This window comes from Massilia putida (genome assembly GCF_001941825.1).
Taxonomy (GTDB): domain Bacteria; phylum Pseudomonadota; class Gammaproteobacteria; order Burkholderiales; family Burkholderiaceae_D; genus Telluria; species Telluria putida.
Genome location: NZ_CP019038.1, coordinates 4,932,007 through 4,952,394, shown reverse-complemented (window position 1 = coordinate 4,952,394; position 20,388 = coordinate 4,932,007). Strand labels below are relative to the sequence as shown.

The window sequence follows — 20,388 nt, the reverse complement described above, 5'->3', positions numbered from 1 at the left end:
GTGCCCACCCTACGATTAATGCGCTTCTTCCCAGTTGCTCCCGACACCGGTTTCGGCCACCAGCGGCACCTTGAGCGTGGCCACGCCGCCCATCAGTTCCGGCAGCTTCCGCTTGACGAGATCGAGTTCGTCCTGCGGCACTTCCAGCACCAGTTCGTCGTGCACCTGCATCACCATGCGGGTGCGCAGGGCGTCCTGTTCGATCCAGTCCTGCACGGCGATCATCGCCAGCTTGATCAGGTCCGCGGCCGTGCCCTGCATCGGCGCATTGATCGCGGCGCGTTCGGCGCCGGCGCGGCGCGGGCCGTTCGGCGAATTGATCTCGGGGAGCCACAGGCGGCGGCCGAACACCGTCTCGACATAGCCGCGCTCCTTCGCGAGCAGTCGGGTCTCGTCCATGTAGCGCTTGACGCCCGCGAAGCGCTGGAAGTAGCGCTCGATGTAGTTGCTGGCCGCGCCCCGCTCGATGCCGAGGTTCTGCGCGAGGCCGAACGCGCTCATCCCGTAGATCAGGCCGAAGTTGATGACCTTCGCGTAGCGCCGCTGCTCGCTCTGCACCTCGCTGGGAGCCACGCCGAAGATCTCGGCGGCGGTGGCGCGGTGGATGTCCTCGCCGGCCGCGAACGCGCGCAGCATCGCCTCGTCTTCCGAGATGTGGGCCATGATGCGCAGCTCGATCTGCGAATAGTCGGCCGACACGATCACGCTTCCCGGCGGCGCCACGAACGCTTCGCGGATGCGCCGGCCCTCGGCCGTGCGTACCGGGATGTTCTGCAGGTTCGGATCGTTCGACGCCAGGCGGCCCGTGATGGCGACGGCCTGTGCGTAGTTCGTGTGCACGCGGCCCGTGTTCGGGTTGACCATCTTCGGCAGCTTGTCGGTGTACGTCGATTTCAGCTTCGACAGTCCGCGGTGCTCCAGCAGGATCTTCGGCAGCGGGTAATCCTCGGCCAGTTTTTGCAGCACCTCTTCGTCGGTGGACGGCGCGCCGGTCGCGGTCTTTTTGATCACCGGCAGCTGCAGCTTGCCGAAGAAGATCTCGCCGATCTGCTTGGGCGATCCGAGGTTGAACGGACCGCCGGCCAATTCATAGGCCTGCTGCTCCAGTTCCATGATGCGCGCCGCCAGTTCGTTCGACTGCGCCGCCAGCTTATCCGCGTCGATCAGCACGCCGTTGCGCTCGATCTTCTGCAGCACGACGGACGTGGGCAGCTCGATCTTGCGGTAGATGAAGTCGAGCCCTTTGTCGCTTTCCACGTGGCCGATCATCGCCTGGTGCAGGCGCAGGGTGATGTCCGAATCCTCGGCCGCGTACTCGGTCGCGCGCTGCAGTTCCACCTGGTCGAAGCAGATCTGGCTCGCGCCCTTGCCGCACACGTCGACGAAGGGAATGGTCGTATAGCCCAGGTGGCGCAGCGCCATCGTGTCCATGTCGTGCGGCTTGTGCGATTCGAACACGTACGATTGCAGCAGGGTGTCGTGCACGATGCCGCGCAGTTTCACGCCGTGGTTCTCGAAGATGTGGCTGTCGTACTTGAGGTTCTGGCCCACTTTCGGCTTGTCCGGGTTTTCCAGCCACGGCTTCATGCGTTCCAGGACTTCTTCGCGGTTCAGTTGTTCCGGCACGCCGGCGTAGCGGTGCGCGAGCGGGATGTACGCGCCCTTGCCCGCTTCGACGGACAGCGAGATGCCGACCATCTCGGCCGTCATCGGGTCGAGCGACGTCGTCTCCGTGTCGACCGACGTCAGCGCCGCCTTGTCGATCAGGTCCAGCCAGCGCTCGAACGCCTCCATCGTCGTGACGGTCTCGTACTCGCCCTTGATGATCGGCATGCCGGGCTGCGTGTCCGCGGCGCCTTCCGGCGAATTGAGCGCAGGTGCCGGCGCGCCCGGCGTGCCGTACTTGGCCGCGTTGCCGGCGCCGATCTCGCGCAGCATGGTCTTGAAGCCGTAGCGCTGGAAAAAGTCGCGCAGCGCGTCCTTGTCTTCCGGACGGCCGATGAGGGTCTCTTCGATCGACACGACGTGGCCGACGAGGTCGCAGTCCGTCTTCACGGTGATCAGTTCGCGGCCTTTCGGCAGCCATTCCAGCGCGGCGCGCAGGTTCTCGCCGACGGCGCCCGTGATGGTGTGGGCGTTTTCGATGACGCCGTCCAGCGAACCGTGCAACGCCAGCCATTTGACGGCCGTCTTGGGACCGCACTTGGTGACGCCGGGGACGTTGTCGACGGTGTCGCCGATCAGGGTCAGGTAGTCGATGATGCGGTTCGGCGGCACGCCGAATTTCGCCAGCACGCCGGCTTCGTCGAGCCTCTCGTTGCTCATCGTGTTGATCAGCATGACCTTGTCGTTGACGAGCTGGGCGAGGTCCTTGTCGCCCGTCGAGACGACGGTCTTCAGTCCACGCGCCGTCGCCTGCGCCGCGAGCGTGCCGATGACGTCGTCCGCTTCGACGCCTTCCACCATCAGGATCGGCCAGCCCATGTGGCGCACGACTTCGTGGATCGGCTCGATCTGCTTGGCCAGGTCTTCCGGCATCGACGCGCGCGTCGCCTTGTATTCCGGGTACAGGTCGTCGCGGAACGTCTTGCCTTTGGCATCGAACACGCAGGCGATGTACGCGGCCGGGAAATCCGCGCGCAGGCGGCGCAGCATGTTGACCATGCCGTGCATCGCGCCGGTCGGGTAGCCGTCCGGGCTGCGCAGGTCGGGCAGCGCGTGGAATGCGCGATAGAGATAGCTGGAACCGTCGACGAGAAGCAGGGTGTTGTCCATAAGGCAGAATAAAGAGTGGGCCGCGGCGGCACGGCGAAACGTGCGCCATTATCGCAGAATCGGGGGTGGAGAAAACGCAAGCCGGCCGGGTTGGCTAATGCCGGTCACGTGACCCCGTCGTCCCCGCGGAAGCGGGGCCCCATATTGAGCGGATCAAGACGCTCAGCATGGCGGGAAGCCGTTTCCGGCAATGCCGGAAACGACGGAACACACGCTGACCGACCGGAATTAGCCGGGCTGGCGGCGTGTCATCCATATGGGGACGAAGCCACACTTTTCACAGAGAACTGGCGCTGTTTGTTACAATGGACTAAACGACAAAGGTGATCATCATGCCGCGTACCTCCTCCCGCCTCGCCATTCTTGCGCTGTTCCTGGCTTGCCAGGCAGGACTGGCCGCGGCTCAACAGTCGACCGCGCAACCGACGCCCAGCCCGGCACCGCCCAGGCTCGATCGCATCGAACCGGGTAGCGACGTTCCGGCGACCAACATCCCGCCGAAACGCGGCACCCAGATCAAGGAAACGCGCGACGGCGGCCAGGTCACCGAAGTCGAAGTCACCACACCCGGTGGCAGCCATTACTACATGAAACCGAACGCCCAGCCCGGCAACGCGCAGACGAATTCGATCCGCGCGCCGCAGTGGAAGGTGGGTGAGTTCGACCTGTCGGGCAAGCGGAAAGCCACGAGCGAATCCGGCACGAATGCCCCGACGACGGCCGAGGCGCCGCCTCCTCCTCCCATGCCGGCTACCGCCGAGCCCGAGAAGAAGTAACAAGCCGTCAACAAGACCGGCCACCGAGCGTGGCCGCTACCGCGACTTTTCTTTCTTACACAATGGCAGTCTTCACCCCGGTCACGCTGGATGACCTCTCGCAGTGGATCAAGCAATTTCCTCTTGGTAAAGCCCTCACGCTCAAGGGTATCGCGAGCGGTATCGAAAACAGCAATTTCTTCCTGACGACGGAACGCGGCGAGTACGTCCTCACCATCTTCGAAAACCTCGACTTCGAGCAATTGCCCTTCTACGTGCAGCTGATGCGCCACCTGGCCGAGCGCGGCATCCCCGTGCCCGCGCCCGTGCCGAACGACGCGGGCGAACTGGTGGTGGCGTTGCACGGCAAGCCGGCCGCCATCGTCAGCAAGCTCGACGGCAGCTCGCAAATGGACCCGCAGCCGGTCCATTGCGCCGAAGTGGGCACGATGCTGGCGAAGATGCACCTGGCCGGCCGCGACTTCCCGCTGCACCAGCCGAACCTGCGCGGCCTGGACTGGTGGATCGAGACGGTGCCCAAGGTGCTGGCGTATCTCGACGCGGACACGGCCGCGCTGCTGCAGTCGGAGCTGGCATTCCAGCGCGACTTTGCGGCCGGCACGACGTATGCGCAACTGGAGCGCGGCCCGGTCCACGCCGACCTGTTCCGCAACAACGTGATGTTCGTCGGCGAACGCCTGTCCGGCTGCTTCGACTTTTATTTCGCCGGCTGGGATGCCTGGATGTTCGACCTGGCCGTCACCGTCAACGACTGGTGCATCGACCTGGACACCGGCCGCCTCGATGACGCCCGCGTGCTGGCCCTGACGCGCGCCTACCACGCGGTCCGTCCGTTCACGGCCGCCGACCGGGCCGCATGGCAGACGATGTTGCGCGCGGCCGCGCTGCGCTTCTGGCTGTCGCGCCTGTATGATTTCCACCGTCCGCGCGAGGCCGAGATGCTGACCCCGCACGATCCGACCCACTTCGAACGCGTTCTACGCGAACGCATCGCCACCGGCGCCCCCGACCTCACAGCATGAACGATTTGCCCGCACGTACCGGATGGGAGTGGCTGAAACAAGGCATCGGCCTGTTCCGCAAACAGCCCGCAGCCCTGACGACGCTCCTCTTCGCCAATATCCTGTTCAGCATCGCCCTGTCGGCCGTGCCGTTCCTGGGTTCGGTACTTGCGGTCGTGCTGATTCCGTCGTTCTCGATGGCCTTCATGCAGGCTTGCCTGATGATCGAGAACGGCGACCGGGTCACCCCGTCCGTCCTGCTGACGGGCTTCCGCCAGCCGGCGCTGGCCGCGCTGTGCAAGCTGGGCCTCGTCTACCTGGGCGTGTCGCTCTTGATGATGGTGGTCACGCGCCTGGCGATCCCGCCCGAGGTGCTCATGCAGATGATGCCCCGCCCCGACGCCAAGACCCCGCCCGACATCCAGACGTCGCACATGCTGGCGCTGTTCGGCGTGTTCCTGCTGGACGTGGCCGTGCTGGTGACGCTGTGCTTCGCCGCCCCGCTCACCTACTGGAAGCACATGGGGCCGGGCAAGGCCACGTTCTACAGCTTCTTCGCCGTCATCCGCACGGCGCGCCCGTTCCTCGTGCTGCTGGCGGCCTGGTTCGCCATCTTCTTCGGCGTGTGCATCATCGCCGCGCTGCTGTTCGGCGACGCCGCGCTGGGACGCGTCGTGCTCATGTGGCTGATCTTCCTGTTCGTGCTGCTGCTGCAATGCGCGATGTACGCGGGGTACCGCACCATTTTCGGCAAGCCCTACGACAAGGCACCGCAGCCGGCGTGATTCGTTCGTGGCCGGCATACGCCGCATGGACGCGTGGACGGGAGCCCCGTCCACGCTACCGTAGCGTGGACCGCTTGCCGTCCACGCGTTCAACCGTCGTTTGAACTACCGTCCGACCCGTTCGAGCTTGGCCACCGACAGGTCGAGCACTTTCATCCCCGCCGCGCCAAAATTGATCTGTGCGCGGGCACTGCCGGCGCCGCCCTCGATGTTGACGATCACGCCCTCGCCGAAGCGCGCGTGACTCACCGATTCGCCGATGCGCCAGCCGGTGCCGTTGCCGTTGGCCGACTTCTGCGCGATCTGCTTGGCGATCTGGTTGTCGCTGCCGCCTTCACGGAAATCCGCGTCGTCCCACGCCGTCGTCGACTTGCGGCCGGCGAACCAGTTCGTCTGCACGCGCGGCGTCAGCCATTTCAGCGCGTGTTCCGGCAGCTCGTCGAAGAAGCGCGACTTCATGTTGAAACGCGTCTGGCCATGCAGCATGCGCTGCTGCGTAAAACTCATGTACAGACGGCGGCGCGCGCGCGTGATCGCCACGTACATCAGGCGGCGTTCCTCGTCGACGCCGTCCATCTCGCGCGCGCTGCTCTCGTGAGGGAACAGCCCCTCTTCCAGGCCCGTGATGAACACGGCGTCGAACTCCAGCCCCTTCGCGGAGTGCACGGTCATGAGCTGGATCGCTTCCTGGCCGGCCTGCGCCTGGGCGTCGCCCGCCTCCAGCGACGCGTGCGCGAGGAAGGCGGACAGCGGCGACATCACGGTCGACAGCGGCGCGTCCGCGTCGAGCACTTCGACGCCGTCGCCGTCGACGATCGCCGTGCCGCTCGCGGCCAGCGCCTGCGGGCCGAGGTGCGCCGGCGTCTGCGTGCCGAAGCCCTCTTCCTGCACGAACTGCGTGGCGGCGCCGACCATCTGCTGCAAGTTCTCGATGCGTTCCTGGCCCTCTTTTTCGTTGGCGTAATGCGCCAGCAAAGTGCTGCGTTCGAGCACGACGCGCACCATCTCCGGCAGCGGCAGCTGCTGGGTCTCGAAGCGCGCGCTTTCGATCAGCTTGACGAAATTGCCGAGCGCCGTGCCGGCCTTGCCCGTCATGTAGGGCACGGCCGCGTACAGCGACACGCGATAGGTCTCCGCCGCCATTTGCAGCTGCTCGATCGAGCGGGCGCCGATGCCGCGCGTGGGGAAGTTCACGACGCGCAAGAAGGCGGAATCGTTGTGCGGGTTATCCATCAGTTGCAGATAGGCGATGGCGTGCTTGACCTCGGCGCGCTGGAAGTAGCGCAGGCCGCCGTACACGGTGTACGGCAGGCCGGCCGCGAACAGCGCGTGCTCGATCACGCGGCTCTGCGCGTTGGAGCGGTACAGCACGGCGATCTCGCTTTTGGACACGCCCTCCGCCATCAGGCTCTTGGCCTCGTCGATGATCCACTGCGCCTCTTCCAGGTCGGACGACGCTTCGTAGATGCGCACCGGCTCGCCCAGTCCCGCGTCCGTGCGCAGGTTCTTGCCGAGGCGTTTCGCATTGTTCGAGATGAGGTGGTTGGCGCTGTCGAGGATGTTGCCGTGCGAGCGGTAGTTCTGCTCCAGCTTGATCAGGTTCTTGACTTCGAAGTCGCGCTCGAACGCCTGCATGTTGCCGACATTGGCGCCGCGGAACGCATAGATGCTCTGGTCGTCGTCGCCGACGGCGAACAGGGCGCCGCCACGCTGCTCGCCGTGGCCCGCCAGCAGTTTCAGCAGGTTGTATTGCAGGTCGTTGGTGTCCTGGAACTCGTCGACGAGGATGTGGCGGAAGCGCATCTGGTAATGCTGGCGCAGCGGGTGGTTGCGCTGCAGCAGCTCGTAGGCGCGCAGCAGCAGCTCGGCGAAGTCGACAACGCCTTCGCGCTGGCATTGCTGGTCGTACAGGTCGTACAGCTCGGCCATGCGTTTCTGCACGTGGTCGTACGCTTCGACTTCGTGCGCGCGCTGGCCCCGGTCCTTGGCGTTGTTGATGAAGTACATCAGGTCCTTCGCCGGGTATTTCTCGTCGTCCACGTTCAGCGCCTTGAGCATGCGCTTGATCATCGACAGCTGGTCCTGCGAATCGAGAATCTGGAACGTCTGCGGCAGCGCCGCGTCGCGGTGGTGCGTGCGCAGCAGGCGGTTGCACAGGCCGTGGAACGTGCCGATCCACATGCCGCGCGTGTTCACCGGCAACATCGCCGAGAGGCGGGTCAGCATCTCCTTGGCGGCCTTGTTGGTGAAGGTCACGGCCATGATGCCGGCCGGGGACACCTGCCCGGTCTGGATCAGCCAGGCGATGCGGGTGGTCAGCACCCGCGTCTTGCCCGACCCGGCGCCGGCAAGAATGAGGGCGCTCTGGGACGGCAGCGTGACGGCCGCCAGTTGTTCGGGGTTCAGATTGTCGAGGAGATTCATGCGGGCATTATAACGTCGTGACCCGCCCTCGGCATCGCCGCGGCGGCATTTTTACTGAATATATATACAGTATCACAACAGCTGCGGGACGGGTCCGCGCCAGGCGGGTCATCGAACTCTGAATGTTTCCGCAAGGCTCGCGGGCGCCATGATGCTCTCTTTTCACGTAGTTTGACGACAGATGGGGTTTTTCATCGGTCCAGCCTTTGACAGGCGTGGGCCACTTTTGTGTATCGCAAGTGAACGCTATTGGCATAAGGAGGTAAAAATGCTGAACCGTGTAGTGACGGTCGCCGCGCTGGCCGTCGGCGGCATGATGCTGTCTAAAAAACTCAAAGGAAACAAATCGGGCATGGGCTCGTCGATCGTCGAAACCATCGAGGTCAACGTCCCCGTGCGTACCGCCTACAACCAGTGGACCCAGTTCGAGGATTTTCCGCAGTTCATGGGCAGCGTCCATGAAGTCCGCCAGCTGGACGACAAGCACCTGCACTGGAAGGCCAATGTGGCCGGCGAGGAAAAAGAGTGGGATGCCGAGATCACGGAACAGATCCCGGACAAGCGCATCGCCTGGCGCAGCACGAGCGGCGTGCCGAACGGCGGCGTGGTGACCTTCCACAAACTGTCCGACGACGTCACCCGCATCACGCTGCAGATGGATTACCAGCCCGAGGGCGCGGCCGAGAAAATCGGCGACGCGCTCGGCGCCGTGCGCCTGGAAGCCCGCGGCAATCTGCAGAAGTTCAAGGACATGCTCGAGAAACGCGGCAAGGAAACCGGTGCCTGGCGCGGCAGCATCTCGCAGCACTGACCGTCGTCCCGCATGACAGCGCCGCCCGCGAGGCGGCGTTTTTTTGAAGCGGGCGTTGCCACAGTGTCCTTGGGTGCGTTGCCGAACATGCCGCGTGGGTGACGGGGAGTAGGATGAAACCCTGACGGCATATCGGAATATGCCGGGCATACGTTGAGGAGAGTTCCCATGGCAACGACAGATGACTCCGGAAGACCGAGATCGCATGACGCGTTCCCGGTCGACAATCCGGTCAAGGCCCTGCTGCGCGACCACGATCTGGTGCGCAAGCTCGCCGAGAAATACCAGAACACCGAAAGCGCCGACGTCAAGAAACAGGCGGCGACCCAGCTGATCCAGGCCATCCACATGCACTCGCGCCTCGAGGAAGGCGTGTTTTATCCGGGCGTGCGCCGCGTCGACCCGAACCTGGTCGCCCGCTACGAGGAAGACCACCTCGCCGTCGACGACCTGCTGGCCACGCTGCAAGGCATGTCGATGGACGAAGCGCGCGCGGAGCCGTTGGTGCGCGAACTGATCGATGTTGTCCTGAGCCACATCCGCCAGGAAGAAACGCAGCTGTTCCCGGAACTCAGGCAGGCGGCCCTCGACCTGACGTCGATCGGGCTGGAGATGCAGGCTTTCGAAGCGAACCTGGTGCACATGCAGGCGCAGCTCAGCGACCGGGGTGTGCGACGCTGAGTGTGACGCCACCTACCGTCGTTCCCGCGTAGGCGGGAACCCATACTGAACTTTCGAAGTCGGTCGACCAAGCACACTGTAGTGCTCCCAACATACCAAATTTTGTTGCTCAGTATGGCGGGAATAGTGCCGGAGGCACTATTCCCGCTTCCGAGGCAGTCATTGCCGGCAGTGCCGGGACTGACGGGTTCTTACCACACCCTGCACCGTTTTTCCTTCACCATCGGCTGCCCCGCCTTGCACTGGAACGCCTGCTGGAACTGCGGCATGTTCACCACCAACCCGTTGACGCGGTAGCGCCCCGGCGAGTGCGGGTCCGTCATCGCGCTCACGCGCAGGTTTTCCGGACGATCGTTTTCGCAGGCCCATTGCGCGTAGCCGACAAAGAAGCGCTGTTCCGGCGTCAAGCCGTCGCGCAGCGGCTGCGGCTGGGCTTTCTGCGGCATCGAAGCCATCTCCGCCTGCCAGGCCATCCAGCCAAGGATCAGGCCGCCGAGATCGGCGACGTCCTCGCCCAAGGTCAGCTTGCTGTTGATCTTGATGTCGTCCACGACCGTGTACTGCGCGTACTGGTCGACGATGCACTGGGCCCGCTCCTCGAACGCCTTGGCATCCTTCTTCGTCCACCAGTCCTTCAGATTGCCGTTGGCGTCGAACTGGCGGCCCTCGTCGTCGAAGGCGTGGGTCAGCTCGTGGCCGATGGTGCCGCCCGTGTTGCCGTAGTTGGGCGCATCATCCATCTTCGGATCGAACAGCGGCGGCTGCAGCACGCCGGCCGGGAAATTGATGTCGTTCATCTGCGGATCGAAGTACGCGTTCACCGTCGGCGGCGTCATGCCCCATTCCGTGCGGTCGAGCGGCTTGCCGATCTTGGCCAGCTGGCGGCGCGCCTCGAACCGGTTGCCCCGCTCGACGTTGCCGGCGAAATCGCCCGGCTTGACCATGTAGGCGCCGTAGTCGCGCCATTTGTCCGGATAGCCGATCTTGTTGACGATGGCGGCCAGTTTCTTTTGCGCCTGCTGCTTGGTCTCTGCGCTCATCCAGTCGAGTTCATCGATGTCCTGCTTCATCGCGTCCTCGATCTGGCGCGTCATGTGCAGCGCCTTCTCTTTCAGCTCGGGCGAGAACGCGCGGCTGACGAATTCCTGGCCCAGCGCCTCGCCCAGCTGGTGGTCGACGAGCGCGACGCAACGCTTCCAGCGCGGTTGCTGCTGCTGCACGCCGCGCAGCGTCTTGCTGAAGAAATCGAAGTGTTCGTTGTCGAAGTTCGACGCCAGCACCGGCGACATATTGCGCGCCACGTGCCAGCGCAGATAGGTGCGCGTCGCGTCCGCGCCTTCCGCCTTCCACATCTTGCCGAGCGCCTTGAAGAACGCGGGTTCCGTGACGTTGAACGTCGTCAGGTTCCCCTCGCCCAGCTCGTCCAGGTAGGCGTGCCAGTCGAAGCCCGGGCTCAAGGCCTGCAAGCCTTTCGCGTCGACCTTGTGGAACAATTTATACGGATCGCGCTTGTCGACGGCGGGCAGCGACGCTTTTGCCAGCGTCGTCTCCATGCGCATCACGCGCGCGGCGTTGCGCTGCGCATCAGCGGGCGCATCGCCCAGCAGCTTGAACGTGTTCGCGATGTGGGTGACGTACTTGGCGCGGATCTCTTTCGACTTGGCATCCGTCTTCAGGTACGAATCGCGGTCCGGCAAGCCGAGGCCGCCGGCGGAGGCGAACGCGATCACGCGCGACGAGTCCGCAAAATCCTGGCTCGACGAAAAGCCGAAGAACAGGCCCGGATCGGCCAGCGCCAGATGCAGGCGCGCCAGCACACGCGGCAGGTCGCGGTTCGAGTGCAGCTTCGCGATCTCGTCGAAATAGGGCGTCAGCGGCGCGGCGCCGCGCGCCTCGATGGCCTTCTCGTCCATGCAGGCGCCGAAGTAGTCGCCGATTTTTTGCTGGTTCGCGTTGCGGCCGTCCGGGCGCTTGGACAAGTCCTCGAGGATGCCCCACAGGTAACGGCGGTTGTCCAGCGCCAGCTTGCCGTACACCGACCAGCGCGCCTGGTCGGCCGGGATCGGATTGTTCTTGATCCAGCCGCCGCAGGCGTACTGGTAAAAGTCGACGCAGGGGTCGGCGTTGCGGTCCATCGAGTTCACGTCCAGGCCCGGCGTGTACGGGAAAGACGTGGCCGGACGCTCCTGGGCGTTGGCGAGAGTCAAGGTGCCGGCAAAAGCCAGAAGAAGTGCGAGGCGGACTGGGCGCATGCGATATCCGGATTGATAAAACGTTAAAGGTCGAAACGGCATCGTGCCACACACGAATCGGCACAGCAATATATGCATGTCACGACCGGAACCGGGACGGCATGCGTTCACCGCATGCAATCGACACGCTTACGCCTGCGGCGCGGGCTGCGCCAGCCCCTTCTCCAGCGCTTCGCGGATCAGCGCACGGACGGTCTTGTCGGCCGTACGGCTTTCGGCGTCCATCCGTTTGCCGAGGGCATCCATCTGCTTGCCCAGCGCATCCATCGGCTTGCCCGCGTCGTTCATGCGATGGCCGATCTCGTCCATCGAACGCTGTGCCGCGCGCTGACCGTCGGACTGCGTCGCCGCGGCCATTTGCCGGTTCAGCTCGGCCATCTGCCGGTTCAGGTCGGCCATCTCGCGGTCGAGGCGCGCCCGGCCGGCATCGTCGGCCGACGCCATGCGGCTGCCGACGTCGCCCATCCGGCTGCCCACCTCATTCATGCGCCGCTCGATCGCATGGATCTTCGTCTCGTCCGGCTTCATGCCGGCGGCGGCGCGCGTCATCTCCTTGCCGAGCGCATCCATCGCCTTGCCGTGCTTGTCCATCTCGCGGCCATAGCCCTCCATCTCCTTGCCGAGCCGCTCGACAGGCTCCCAGGCCGCGCGCGCCCGCGCCAGCACGCCGGCGTCCTGCACGATATACGTCTTGCCGCCATCGCGGAACCACAGGAAGTCGCCATCGATCTGCTTGCGCAGCCGCTTGACGGCGGACCAGTCGGCGCTGTCGCCCGTCATGCTCGTGCCGTGGTCGCCTTCGCGTACGATGGCATACGGCTCGCCCCGCTCGGTGGGTACGGCCGGGTGGCTGACGGTGCGCGGATGCGCGGCGGGCCCATCCGCCGCGGGGCCGGCCTGGGCATAGGCGCCGGCCGACAGGGCCAGCGCCAGGATGGGCAGCGCCAGTTTCCACTGGAACGGTTCGGCTTCGGGACGAACGAGGCGTTTGATTCGGGACATGAGATTTCCTCCGTGTGCCGCAGGGGCAAGGTTTACAGTGGAGCGCCGGACGAGGTCCAGCTCGGACAGCGCGAGTGCCAGGCGCCGCGGTTCGCCCAGCTGGTTCGCGGCCAGATCGTCGGCGACGAGTTCGCGCTCCACCCGGATGCGGTGCGACAGCCACCACACGGCCGGGTGATAGAACAGCAGGATCTCGATCGCGCTTTGCAACAGATTCACCAGGTAATCGTGACGCCGCACGTGGGCCAGCTCGTGCGCCAGCAGCGCTTCCAGCAGCGGGGCCGGCATGCCCGTCAGCAGCGCGGCCGGCACCAGCACGACGGGCCGCCACCAGCCGGCCGTCACGGGGCCGGACAGATCGTCGACGACGCCCAGCACGATGCCGCGCGCGATGCCGAATTCGCTCGCCATGCGCGCGAGCGTGGCTTGCCAGGCCGCATCGATCCGGTAGGCGCCGGGCCGGCTGCGCCGCCGCACCCAGGCCAGGCCCAGCAACAGACGCAACGCCAGCACCGCCGCGCCGCAGGCCCAGCACGACATCACGAGCGGCAGGCGCGGCTGCAAGCTGTCGTGCCAGCGCGCGCGCCAGGCTGTCGGTGCCAGGCGGTCCGGCAGCAGGCGGACGAGCGTCGCGGACGTGGCCCGACGCGGCCCGGTGTGTCCCGGCGCGACCTGCGTGGCGACGTCCGCGGCAGCCCCACCGGCCTGCATCCGCGTGATCGTCCCCGCCACCGGCAACGCCGCGCACAGCAGCAGCGCCGCGCAGGCGACGCCGTAGCGCCACTGCGGCCGCGCCCGGCCCATGAGGCCCAGCACGACGGCGACCGCGCAGCCGACGAGCGCGCCCTGCCAGACGAAGTCCAGCAGCGCCCAGGCCAGGCTGGAAGTGAGTGCGCGTGCCATCGGGATCTCCTTTCGTGACGCAGTATGAACGTACTAGAAAATTTTGTCTAGAAATTTTGTTCTAGAAGTTCGCGCGATGCGATGCAGGCCACGATAGCGGGATGGACGGCACGCGGCGACGCGCGTGCGACAGACTGCACGAAGTGCGGAACAGGCGGGAAAAAAGCGGGGAAAATGCGAGGATGTGGCGCCCGGCGGCGCCGCGCAAAAACGGAGGATCAGTACACGACGACGGAGCGGATCGATTCGCCCTTCTTCATCAGGTCGAAGCCGTCGTTGATCCGGTCGAGCGGCAGGTGGTGGGTGATCAGATCGTCGATGTTGATCTTGTTTTCCATGTACCAGTCGACGATCTTCGGCACGTCCGTGCGCCCGCGCGCGCCGCCGAACGCGGACCCCTTCCACACGCGGCCCGTGACCAGCTGGAACGGACGCGTCGCGATCTCCTTGCCCGCTTCCGCCACGCCGATGATGATCGATTGGCCCCAGCCCTTGTGGCAGCATTCCAGCGCCTGGCGCATGGTCGTCACGTTGCCGATGCACTCGAACGAATAGTCGGCGCCGCCGTCCGTCAGCTGGACGATGGTGTCGACGACGTTGTCGACCTCTTTCGGATTGACGAAATGGGTCATGCCGAACTTGCGCGCCATGGCTTCGCGGCCCGGGTTGATGTCCACGCCGATGATCTTGTCGGCGCCGACCATCTTCGCCGCCTGGATCACGTTCAGGCCGATGCCGCCCAGGCCGAACACGACGACGTTGGCGCCCGCCTCGACCTTCGCGGTAAAAATCACGGCGCCGATGCCCGTCGTCACGCCGCAGCCGATGTAGCAGATCTTGTCGAACGGCGCATCGGACCGGACCTTAGCCAGCGCGATCTCCGGCACGACGATGTAGTTCGAGAAGGTCGAGGTGCCCATGTAGTGGTAGATCGGCTTGCCGTCCAGCGAGAAGCGGCTCGTCGCATCCGGCATCAGGCCGCGGCCCTGCGTGGAACGGATGGCCTGGCACAGATTGGTCTTCTGCGACAGGCAGAACTTGCACTGGCGGCATTCCGGCGTGTACAGCGGGATGACGTGGTCGTCCTTGCGCAGGCTCGTCACGCCCGGGCCGACGTCGACGACGACGCCCGCGCCCTCATGGCCCAGGATGGCCGGGAAGATGCCTTCCGGGTCGGCACCGGACAGCGTGTAGTAATCGGTATGGCAGATGCCCGTCGCCTTGACTTCGACCAGCACCTCGCCGGCCTTGGGACCCTCGAGCTCGACGTCCTCGATCGTCAGCGGCTTCCCCGCCTGCCATGCAATCGCTGCCTTGGTTTTCATGGTTTCTGTCCCTGGAAAATGATGAACGAAAGTTTGCCATGATACCAAGGCAGGTGCGGAACGCTATTTCACCTTCAATCGTGCCGCGAACGCCCCATGCAGGCCGTTGAGCAATTCCTCGGCAGCGACGAGCTGTTCGGCGACTTCGTTGACCTTGCGCCGGCTCGACCGGGCATGGTCGCGCAGCACCTCGAACGCGGTGTTGCGGTCGGTCTGGAAGCGCGTCATCAACAGGCCCACGGCGAGGCTCGTCTCGCGGCCGGCCGTGAGTGCCGCGTTCAGGTTCGCTTCGGTGCGGCGCAGCTGGCGGATCTCGTCGGCGCGCGCGAGCGCGGATTCGAAGGCCGGCAGCAGCCGCGCGGCATCGACCGGCTTGACGACGAAGCCGACGGCGCCATGGCTGGCGGCTTGGCGGGCCGTCTCGGCATCGTCGACCGACGACAGGAACATGAAGGCGACCGACGTGTGGTCCTTGAGACGGCGCGCCAGGTCGAGGCCGGACATGCCGGGCATGCTGACGTCCAGCAGCGCCAGCGCGATGTCGGCTTCGCGTTCGGCCACGTGCTGCAGCGCCTCGGCAGCCGAGCTCGCCGTCAGCGTGTCGTAGCCGGCATGGCCCAGCACGGCCACCAGGTAGTCGAGCAGGAGGGAATCGTCGTCGACGAGCAGGATCAGGCGTCGGGCAGGAACAGGCGCGCTCATTGTTGTGGTTCTCGCTGCGATGAAGATAAATGCGCCTGCTGCGGCGCAAAAGACCGCATGGCGCTGTGGCGCGCCAAAAATATGTCACGTTGACAAGCGGCCAAGTCAAACAAATTCAACCGTTCTGCGCTGGCGCAACATCAGTGCGACCCGGGCGCAACAGGGGGCGCGCACGATTGAAAAGCAATTGCATACGTATAAGTTCTCAAAATAAACTGATCCGCGCTGCCCGATACGGGTAGCGAGATGTATCGGTTGTTAGAGGAGTACTACCACAAGCATGCGGCTCACAAGGCCAGCTGCGATAACGATACCCAATAAACGGAGAAAGCACCGATGAATCAGAAACACACTCGCGCAACGATGATGGTCCCGGCCCTCGGGCTGTGCGTGGCGGCTCTTGCCGTCGCGTTCGCAGGCAGCGCGTCGGCCGCGCCCGACACCACTCGCGTCATCGTCGCGTTCAAGCCGGGAACGGCTGGCAATATCAAATCCGCTGTCGCGGCCGTCAGGGGGACGGTCAAGCAGGAAATCTTCAACATGAACGCGATGGCCATCGAAGTACCGACGGTCGCGCTGCAGGGCTTGCAGCGCAATCCGAACGTCGAGTACGTCGAGGAAGACGTCATCCGCAAGCCGTTCTCGCTGACCACGCCCTCCACCGGCGTGCCTTACACGAGCGGCCAGCTGGTCCCGTACGGGATCAAGCTCGTGCAGGCCGACCAGCTGTCGGACGCGAACACGAGCAACCGCAAGATCTGCATCATCGACTCCGGCGTCGACTTCACCCATGAAGACCTGAAGGACAACGGCGCCAACGTCACCGGCGAATACGATTCCGGCACCGGCTGGTGGTACACGGACGAGACCCACCACGGCACCCACGTGTTCGGCACCATCGCGGGCGTCAACAACGGCCTGGGCGTCGTCGGCGTGAATCCGAACAAGCAGCTCAAGCTGCACATCGTGAAGGTGTTCGGCGCGAACGGCGCGTGGACCTACTCGTCCACGCTGGCCAACGCCGCCAACAAGTGCGGCGCCGCGGGCGCCAACATCATCACGATGTCGCTGGGCGGGGGCGCCAAGAGCCTCACCGAGCAGCGCGCGTTCGACAGCCTGCAGACCAAGGGCGTGCTCTCCATCGCGGCGGCCGGTAACGACGGCAATTCCACCACCTCTTACCCGGCCGGCTACGGCAGCGTGATGTCGGTGGCGGCCGTGGACGAAAACAAGGTCGTCGCCTCGTTCTCGCAATACAACAGCGACGTCGAGATCGCCGGTCCGGGCGTGTCCGTGCTGTCGACCGTCCCGATGGGCACGGGCACCGACACGGCGCTGACGGTCGGCTCGACCAACTACGCGTCGTCGGCGATGGAAGGCTCGCCCGTCAAGACCGCCACCGCGCCGCTGGCCGACTTCGGCATTGGCGACACCGTGAACACGGCCGTTTCGGGCAAGGTCTGCCTGATCCAGCGCGGCACCGTGGACTTCGCGACCAAGGTCACCAACTGCCAGAACAGCGGCGGCGTCGGCGCCGTCGTGTACAACAACGTGGCCGGCAGCTTCGGCGGCACGCTGGGCACGACCGTGACGACGATCCCGTCGGTGACGGCGTCGGACACGGACGGCGCCGCGATGAAGGGCCAGCTGGGCCAGACCGCGACGGTGGCCGTGACGGCATCGAACTACGCCTACTTCGACGGCACGTCGATGGCCACGCCGCACGTGTCGGCCGTCGCCGCGCTGGTGTGGAGCTACTTCCCGACCTGCACGGGTTCCCAGATCCGCACGTCGCTGGACAACAGCGCGCTCGACCTGGGCACGGCCGGCCGCGACACCAAGTACGGCTACGGTCTGGTGCAGGCCAAGGCGGCATACGATCGCATCAAGTCGCTGGGTTGCGGCAAGTAAAAAATGGCGCCTCGGCGCCATTTTTTACGTAGGGTGGGCACCCCGTGCCCACCATCGACGTCCGCGTATCGCCAACATTTGGTGGGCACGTTTCATTTGAGGCCCCCGGCCTCAAATGCCCACCCTACGCTCCCTCTATCCAAAATTCCCCCCTTGTCGGCGCAGGCTTTACGCCGTCATCTATAATGGTCGTTTTCGCCTATCAGCCAATAACGCCACCAAAGCCACATCATGGAATTAGCCAAGTCTTTCGAGCCAGCCGACATCGAACAATTCTGGCGCACGGAATGGGAACAGCGCGGTTATTTCGCCGCCTCCATGGACGACGCCAAGCCGTCCTTCAGCATCCAGCTGCCGCCGCCGAACGTGACGGGCACCCTGCACATGGGGCACGCCTTCAACCAGACGGTCATGGATGGCCTGACCCGCTACTACCGCATGCGTGGCTTCAACACGGCCTGGATCCCGGGCACCGACCACGCCGGCATCGCCACCCAGATCGTCGTGGAGCGCCAGCTCGACGCGCAGAAGGTCTCGCGCCATGACCTCGGCCGCGAAGCGTTCGTCGAAAAGGTGTGGGAGTGGAAGGAAAAATCGGGCAGCACGATCACGGGCCAGATGCGCCGCCTGGGCGCGTCCGCCGACTGGGCCCGCGAATACTTCACGATGGACGAGCCGCGCAGCAAGACCGTCACCGAAGTCTTCGTGCGCCTGTTCGAGCAGGGCCTGATCTACCGCGGCAAGCGCCTCGTCAACTGGGACCCGGTGCTGGGTACCGCCGTCTCCGACCTGGAAGTCGATTCACAGGAAGAAGACGGCTCGATGTGGTACATCCAGTATCCGCTGGCGGACGGCAGCGGCCACCTGACGGTCGCGACGACGCGTCCGGAAACGATGCTGGGCGACGTCGCCGTCGCCGTCGACCCGACCGACGAGCGCTACCTGCACCTGCACGGCAAGATGCTCAAGCTGCCGCTCGTCGGCCGCGAGATCCCCGTCATCGCCGATACCTACGTCGACAAAGCGTTCGGCACCGGCTGCGTGAAGATCACGCCGGCGCATGATTTCAACGACTATGCCGTCGGCCAGCGCCACAACCTGCCGCTGCTGTCGATCATGACGCTCGACGCGAAAATCACCGACGACGCGCCGGAAGCCTACCGCGGCCTGGACCGCTTCGTCGCGCGCAAGAAGATCGTCGCCGACCTCGAAGCGCAGGGCCTGCTGGAACAGGTGAAACCGCACAAGCTGATGGTGCCGCGTGGCGACCGCACCGGCGTCATCATCGAGCCGATGCTGACCGACCAGTGGTTCGTCGCGATGAGCAAGCCGGCGCCGGAAGGCACGCACAACCCGGGCAAGTCGATCACCGACGTGGCGCTGGAGAAGGTCGCGAGCGGCGAGATCAAGTTCGTGCCGGAGAACTGGACGACCACGTACAACCAGTGGCTGAACAACATCCAGGACTGGTGCATCTCGCGCCAGCTGTGGTGGGGCCACCGCATCCCGGCCTGGTACGGTTCGAACGGCGAAGTCATCGTCGCCCGCAGCGAGGAAGAAGCGCGGCAGAAGGCGGCCGCCGCCGGCGTCCAGGGTGAACTCAAACGCGACGACGACGTGCTGGACACGTGGTTCTCGTCCGCGCTCGTCCCGTTCTCGACGGTCGGCTGGCCGGAACAGACCAAGGACATGGATCTGTTCCTGCCTTCCTCCGTGCTGGTCACCGGCTTCGACATCATCTTCTTCTGGGTCGCGCGCATGGTCATGATGACGGCGCACTTCACCGGCAAGGTCCCGTTCAAGACCGTGTACGTGCACGGCCTCGTGCGCGATTCGTCGGGCCAGAAGATGTCGAAATCGAAGGGCAACACGCTCGACCCGATCGACCTGATCGACGGCATCAGCATCGACGCGCTCGTCGCCAAGCGCACCACGGGCCTGATGGACCCGAGGAGCGCGCCGAAAATCGAAAAAGCGACGCGCAAGGAATTCCCGGAAGGGATCCCGGCCTTCGGCACGGACGCCGTGCGCTTCACGATGGCCAGCTACGCCTCGCTGGGCCGCAACATCAACTTCGACCTGGGCCGCTGCGAAGGCTACCGCAACTTCTGCAACAAGCTGTGGAACGCGACCCGCTTCGTGCTGATGAACACGGAGGGCAAAGACTGCGGCAAGCCGGACGCCGCCGACTATTCCCAGGCCGACCGCTGGATCATCTCGCGCCTGAACCGCGTCGAGCTGGACGTGGCGAAAGGCTTCGAAGACTACCGCTTCGACAACATCGCGAACAGCATCTACAGCTTCGTCTGGGACGAGTACTGCGACTGGTACCTGGAACTGGCCAAGGTGCAGGTCCAGCAAGGCACGGAAGCCCAGCAGCGCGCCACCCGCCACACCTTGCTGCGCGTGCTGGAAGTCGTGCTGCGCCTCGCCCACCCGATCATCCCGTTCGTCACCGAAGCGCTGTGGCAGGCCGTCGCGCCGCTCGCCGGCAAAACCGGCGACACGATCATGCTGCAACCGTACCCGATCGCCGACGAGTCGCTGATCGATGCGGACGCGGAAGCCTGGATGGAGCAGTTCAAGAAGGTCACGGACGCCACCCGCAACCTGCGTGGCGAAATGAAGCTGTCGCCGTCCGTGCGCGTGCCGCTGATCGTCGAGCCGGCGAACGACGCCGACCGCGCGGCTGCCCAGGGCTTCGCGCCGTACGTCGCGCTGCTGGCCAAGCTGTCCGAAGTGCAGATCGTCGACGCGCTGCCGGATTCGCCGGCCGCCGTCGCCATCGTCGGCACGACGAAGCTGATGCTGAAGGTCGAGATCGACGTCGCTGCGGAACGCGAGCGCCTGAAAAAGGAAATCGCGCGCATCGAAGGCGAGATCGCCAAGGCTACGGCCAAGCTGTCCAGCGAAAGCTTCGTCGCCCGCGCACCGGCGGCCGTCGTCGCCCAGGAACGCGACCGCCTGGACAACTTCAGCGCGACGCTGTCCAAGCTGAACGAGCAGTTCGCCAAGCTGCCGTCGGCCTGATGCGGCACGC

At 65.1% G+C, this 20,388-nt stretch carries 13 protein-coding genes; 7 read left to right on the top strand and 6 right to left on the bottom strand.

The window, feature by feature from the left end; genetic code table 11:
• Positions 1–15: 15 nt before the first annotated feature.
• A complete protein-coding gene (gene polA, locus BVG12_RS24220; RefSeq protein WP_075794618.1) occupies positions 16–2,775 on the bottom strand; it encodes a DNA polymerase I in 2,760 nt (919 codons plus the stop codon).
• A 332-nt stretch (positions 2,776–3,107) separates the two neighbouring features.
• On the opposite strand from polA, the gene BVG12_RS24215 reads away from it, so the two are divergent.
• The 3 genes from BVG12_RS24215 (at position 3,108) to BVG12_RS24205 (ending at position 5,337) form a co-directional block, all read left to right on the top strand.
• Complete coding sequence (locus BVG12_RS24215; RefSeq protein WP_075796532.1) at positions 3,108–3,551, top strand: DUF2782 domain-containing protein; 444 nt, start codon at positions 3,108–3,110, stop codon at positions 3,549–3,551.
• A gap of 62 nt (positions 3,552–3,613) precedes the next feature.
• Positions 3,614–4,573, top strand: coding sequence for a homoserine kinase (locus tag BVG12_RS24210; RefSeq protein WP_075794617.1), 960 nt, complete (start codon positions 3,614–3,616; stop codon positions 4,571–4,573).
• Positions 4,570–5,337 (top strand): BPSS1780 family membrane protein, encoded by a 768-nt coding sequence (locus BVG12_RS24205; RefSeq protein WP_075794616.1) that lies wholly within the window; start codon positions 4,570–4,572, stop codon positions 5,335–5,337. The genes BVG12_RS24210 and BVG12_RS24205 overlap by 4 nt, the downstream gene beginning before the upstream one ends.
• Before the next feature lie 105 nt (positions 5,338–5,442).
• On the opposite strand, the gene BVG12_RS24200 is transcribed toward BVG12_RS24205, so the two are convergent.
• The gene (locus tag BVG12_RS24200) at positions 5,443–7,761 is read right to left on the bottom strand and encodes a UvrD-helicase domain-containing protein (protein WP_075794615.1); all 2,319 of its coding nucleotides are present in this window, start codon (positions 7,759–7,761) and stop codon (positions 5,443–5,445) included.
• A 268-nt stretch (positions 7,762–8,029) separates the two neighbouring features.
• On the opposite strand from BVG12_RS24200, the gene BVG12_RS24195 reads away from it, so the two are divergent.
• Complete coding sequence (locus tag BVG12_RS24195) at positions 8,030–8,572, top strand: SRPBCC family protein (protein ID WP_083685355.1); 543 nt, start codon at positions 8,030–8,032, stop codon at positions 8,570–8,572.
• 168 nt (positions 8,573–8,740) lie between these two features.
• Positions 8,741–9,253, top strand: coding sequence for a hemerythrin domain-containing protein (locus tag BVG12_RS24190; protein ID WP_075794614.1), 513 nt, complete (start codon positions 8,741–8,743; stop codon positions 9,251–9,253).
• Between the two features lie 191 nt (positions 9,254–9,444).
• Here BVG12_RS24190 and BVG12_RS24185 read toward each other — a convergent pair whose 3' ends face one another.
• From BVG12_RS24185 to BVG12_RS24170, 4 genes are all read right to left on the bottom strand, one after another.
• The gene (locus BVG12_RS24185; protein WP_075794613.1) at positions 9,445–11,505 is read right to left on the bottom strand and encodes a M13 family metallopeptidase; all 2,061 of its coding nucleotides are present in this window, start codon (positions 11,503–11,505) and stop codon (positions 9,445–9,447) included.
• Positions 11,506–11,634: 129 nt separating this feature from the next.
• The gene (locus tag BVG12_RS24180) at positions 11,635–13,410 is read right to left on the bottom strand and encodes a M56 family metallopeptidase (RefSeq protein ID WP_075794612.1); all 1,776 of its coding nucleotides are present in this window, start codon (positions 13,408–13,410) and stop codon (positions 11,635–11,637) included.
• 218 nt (positions 13,411–13,628) lie between these two features.
• A complete protein-coding gene (locus tag BVG12_RS24175; RefSeq protein WP_075794611.1) occupies positions 13,629–14,735 on the bottom strand; it encodes an S-(hydroxymethyl)glutathione dehydrogenase/class III alcohol dehydrogenase in 1,107 nt (368 codons plus the stop codon).
• A gap of 63 nt (positions 14,736–14,798) precedes the next feature.
• Positions 14,799–15,437: an ANTAR domain-containing response regulator gene (locus tag BVG12_RS24170; RefSeq protein ID WP_075794610.1), complete on the bottom strand. Its 639-nt coding sequence runs from the start codon at positions 15,435–15,437 to the stop codon at positions 14,799–14,801.
• Positions 15,438–15,773: 336 nt separating this feature from the next.
• Between BVG12_RS24170 and BVG12_RS24165 the strand changes: the two genes are divergently transcribed.
• A complete protein-coding gene (locus BVG12_RS24165) occupies positions 15,774–17,348 on the top strand; it encodes a S8 family serine peptidase (protein ID WP_075794609.1) in 1,575 nt (524 codons plus the stop codon).
• Positions 17,349–17,579: 231 nt separating this feature from the next.
• Positions 17,580–20,378: a valine--tRNA ligase gene (locus tag BVG12_RS24160; protein WP_075794608.1), complete on the top strand. Its 2,799-nt coding sequence runs from the start codon at positions 17,580–17,582 to the stop codon at positions 20,376–20,378.
• The last annotated feature ends 10 nt before the right edge of the window (positions 20,379–20,388 follow it).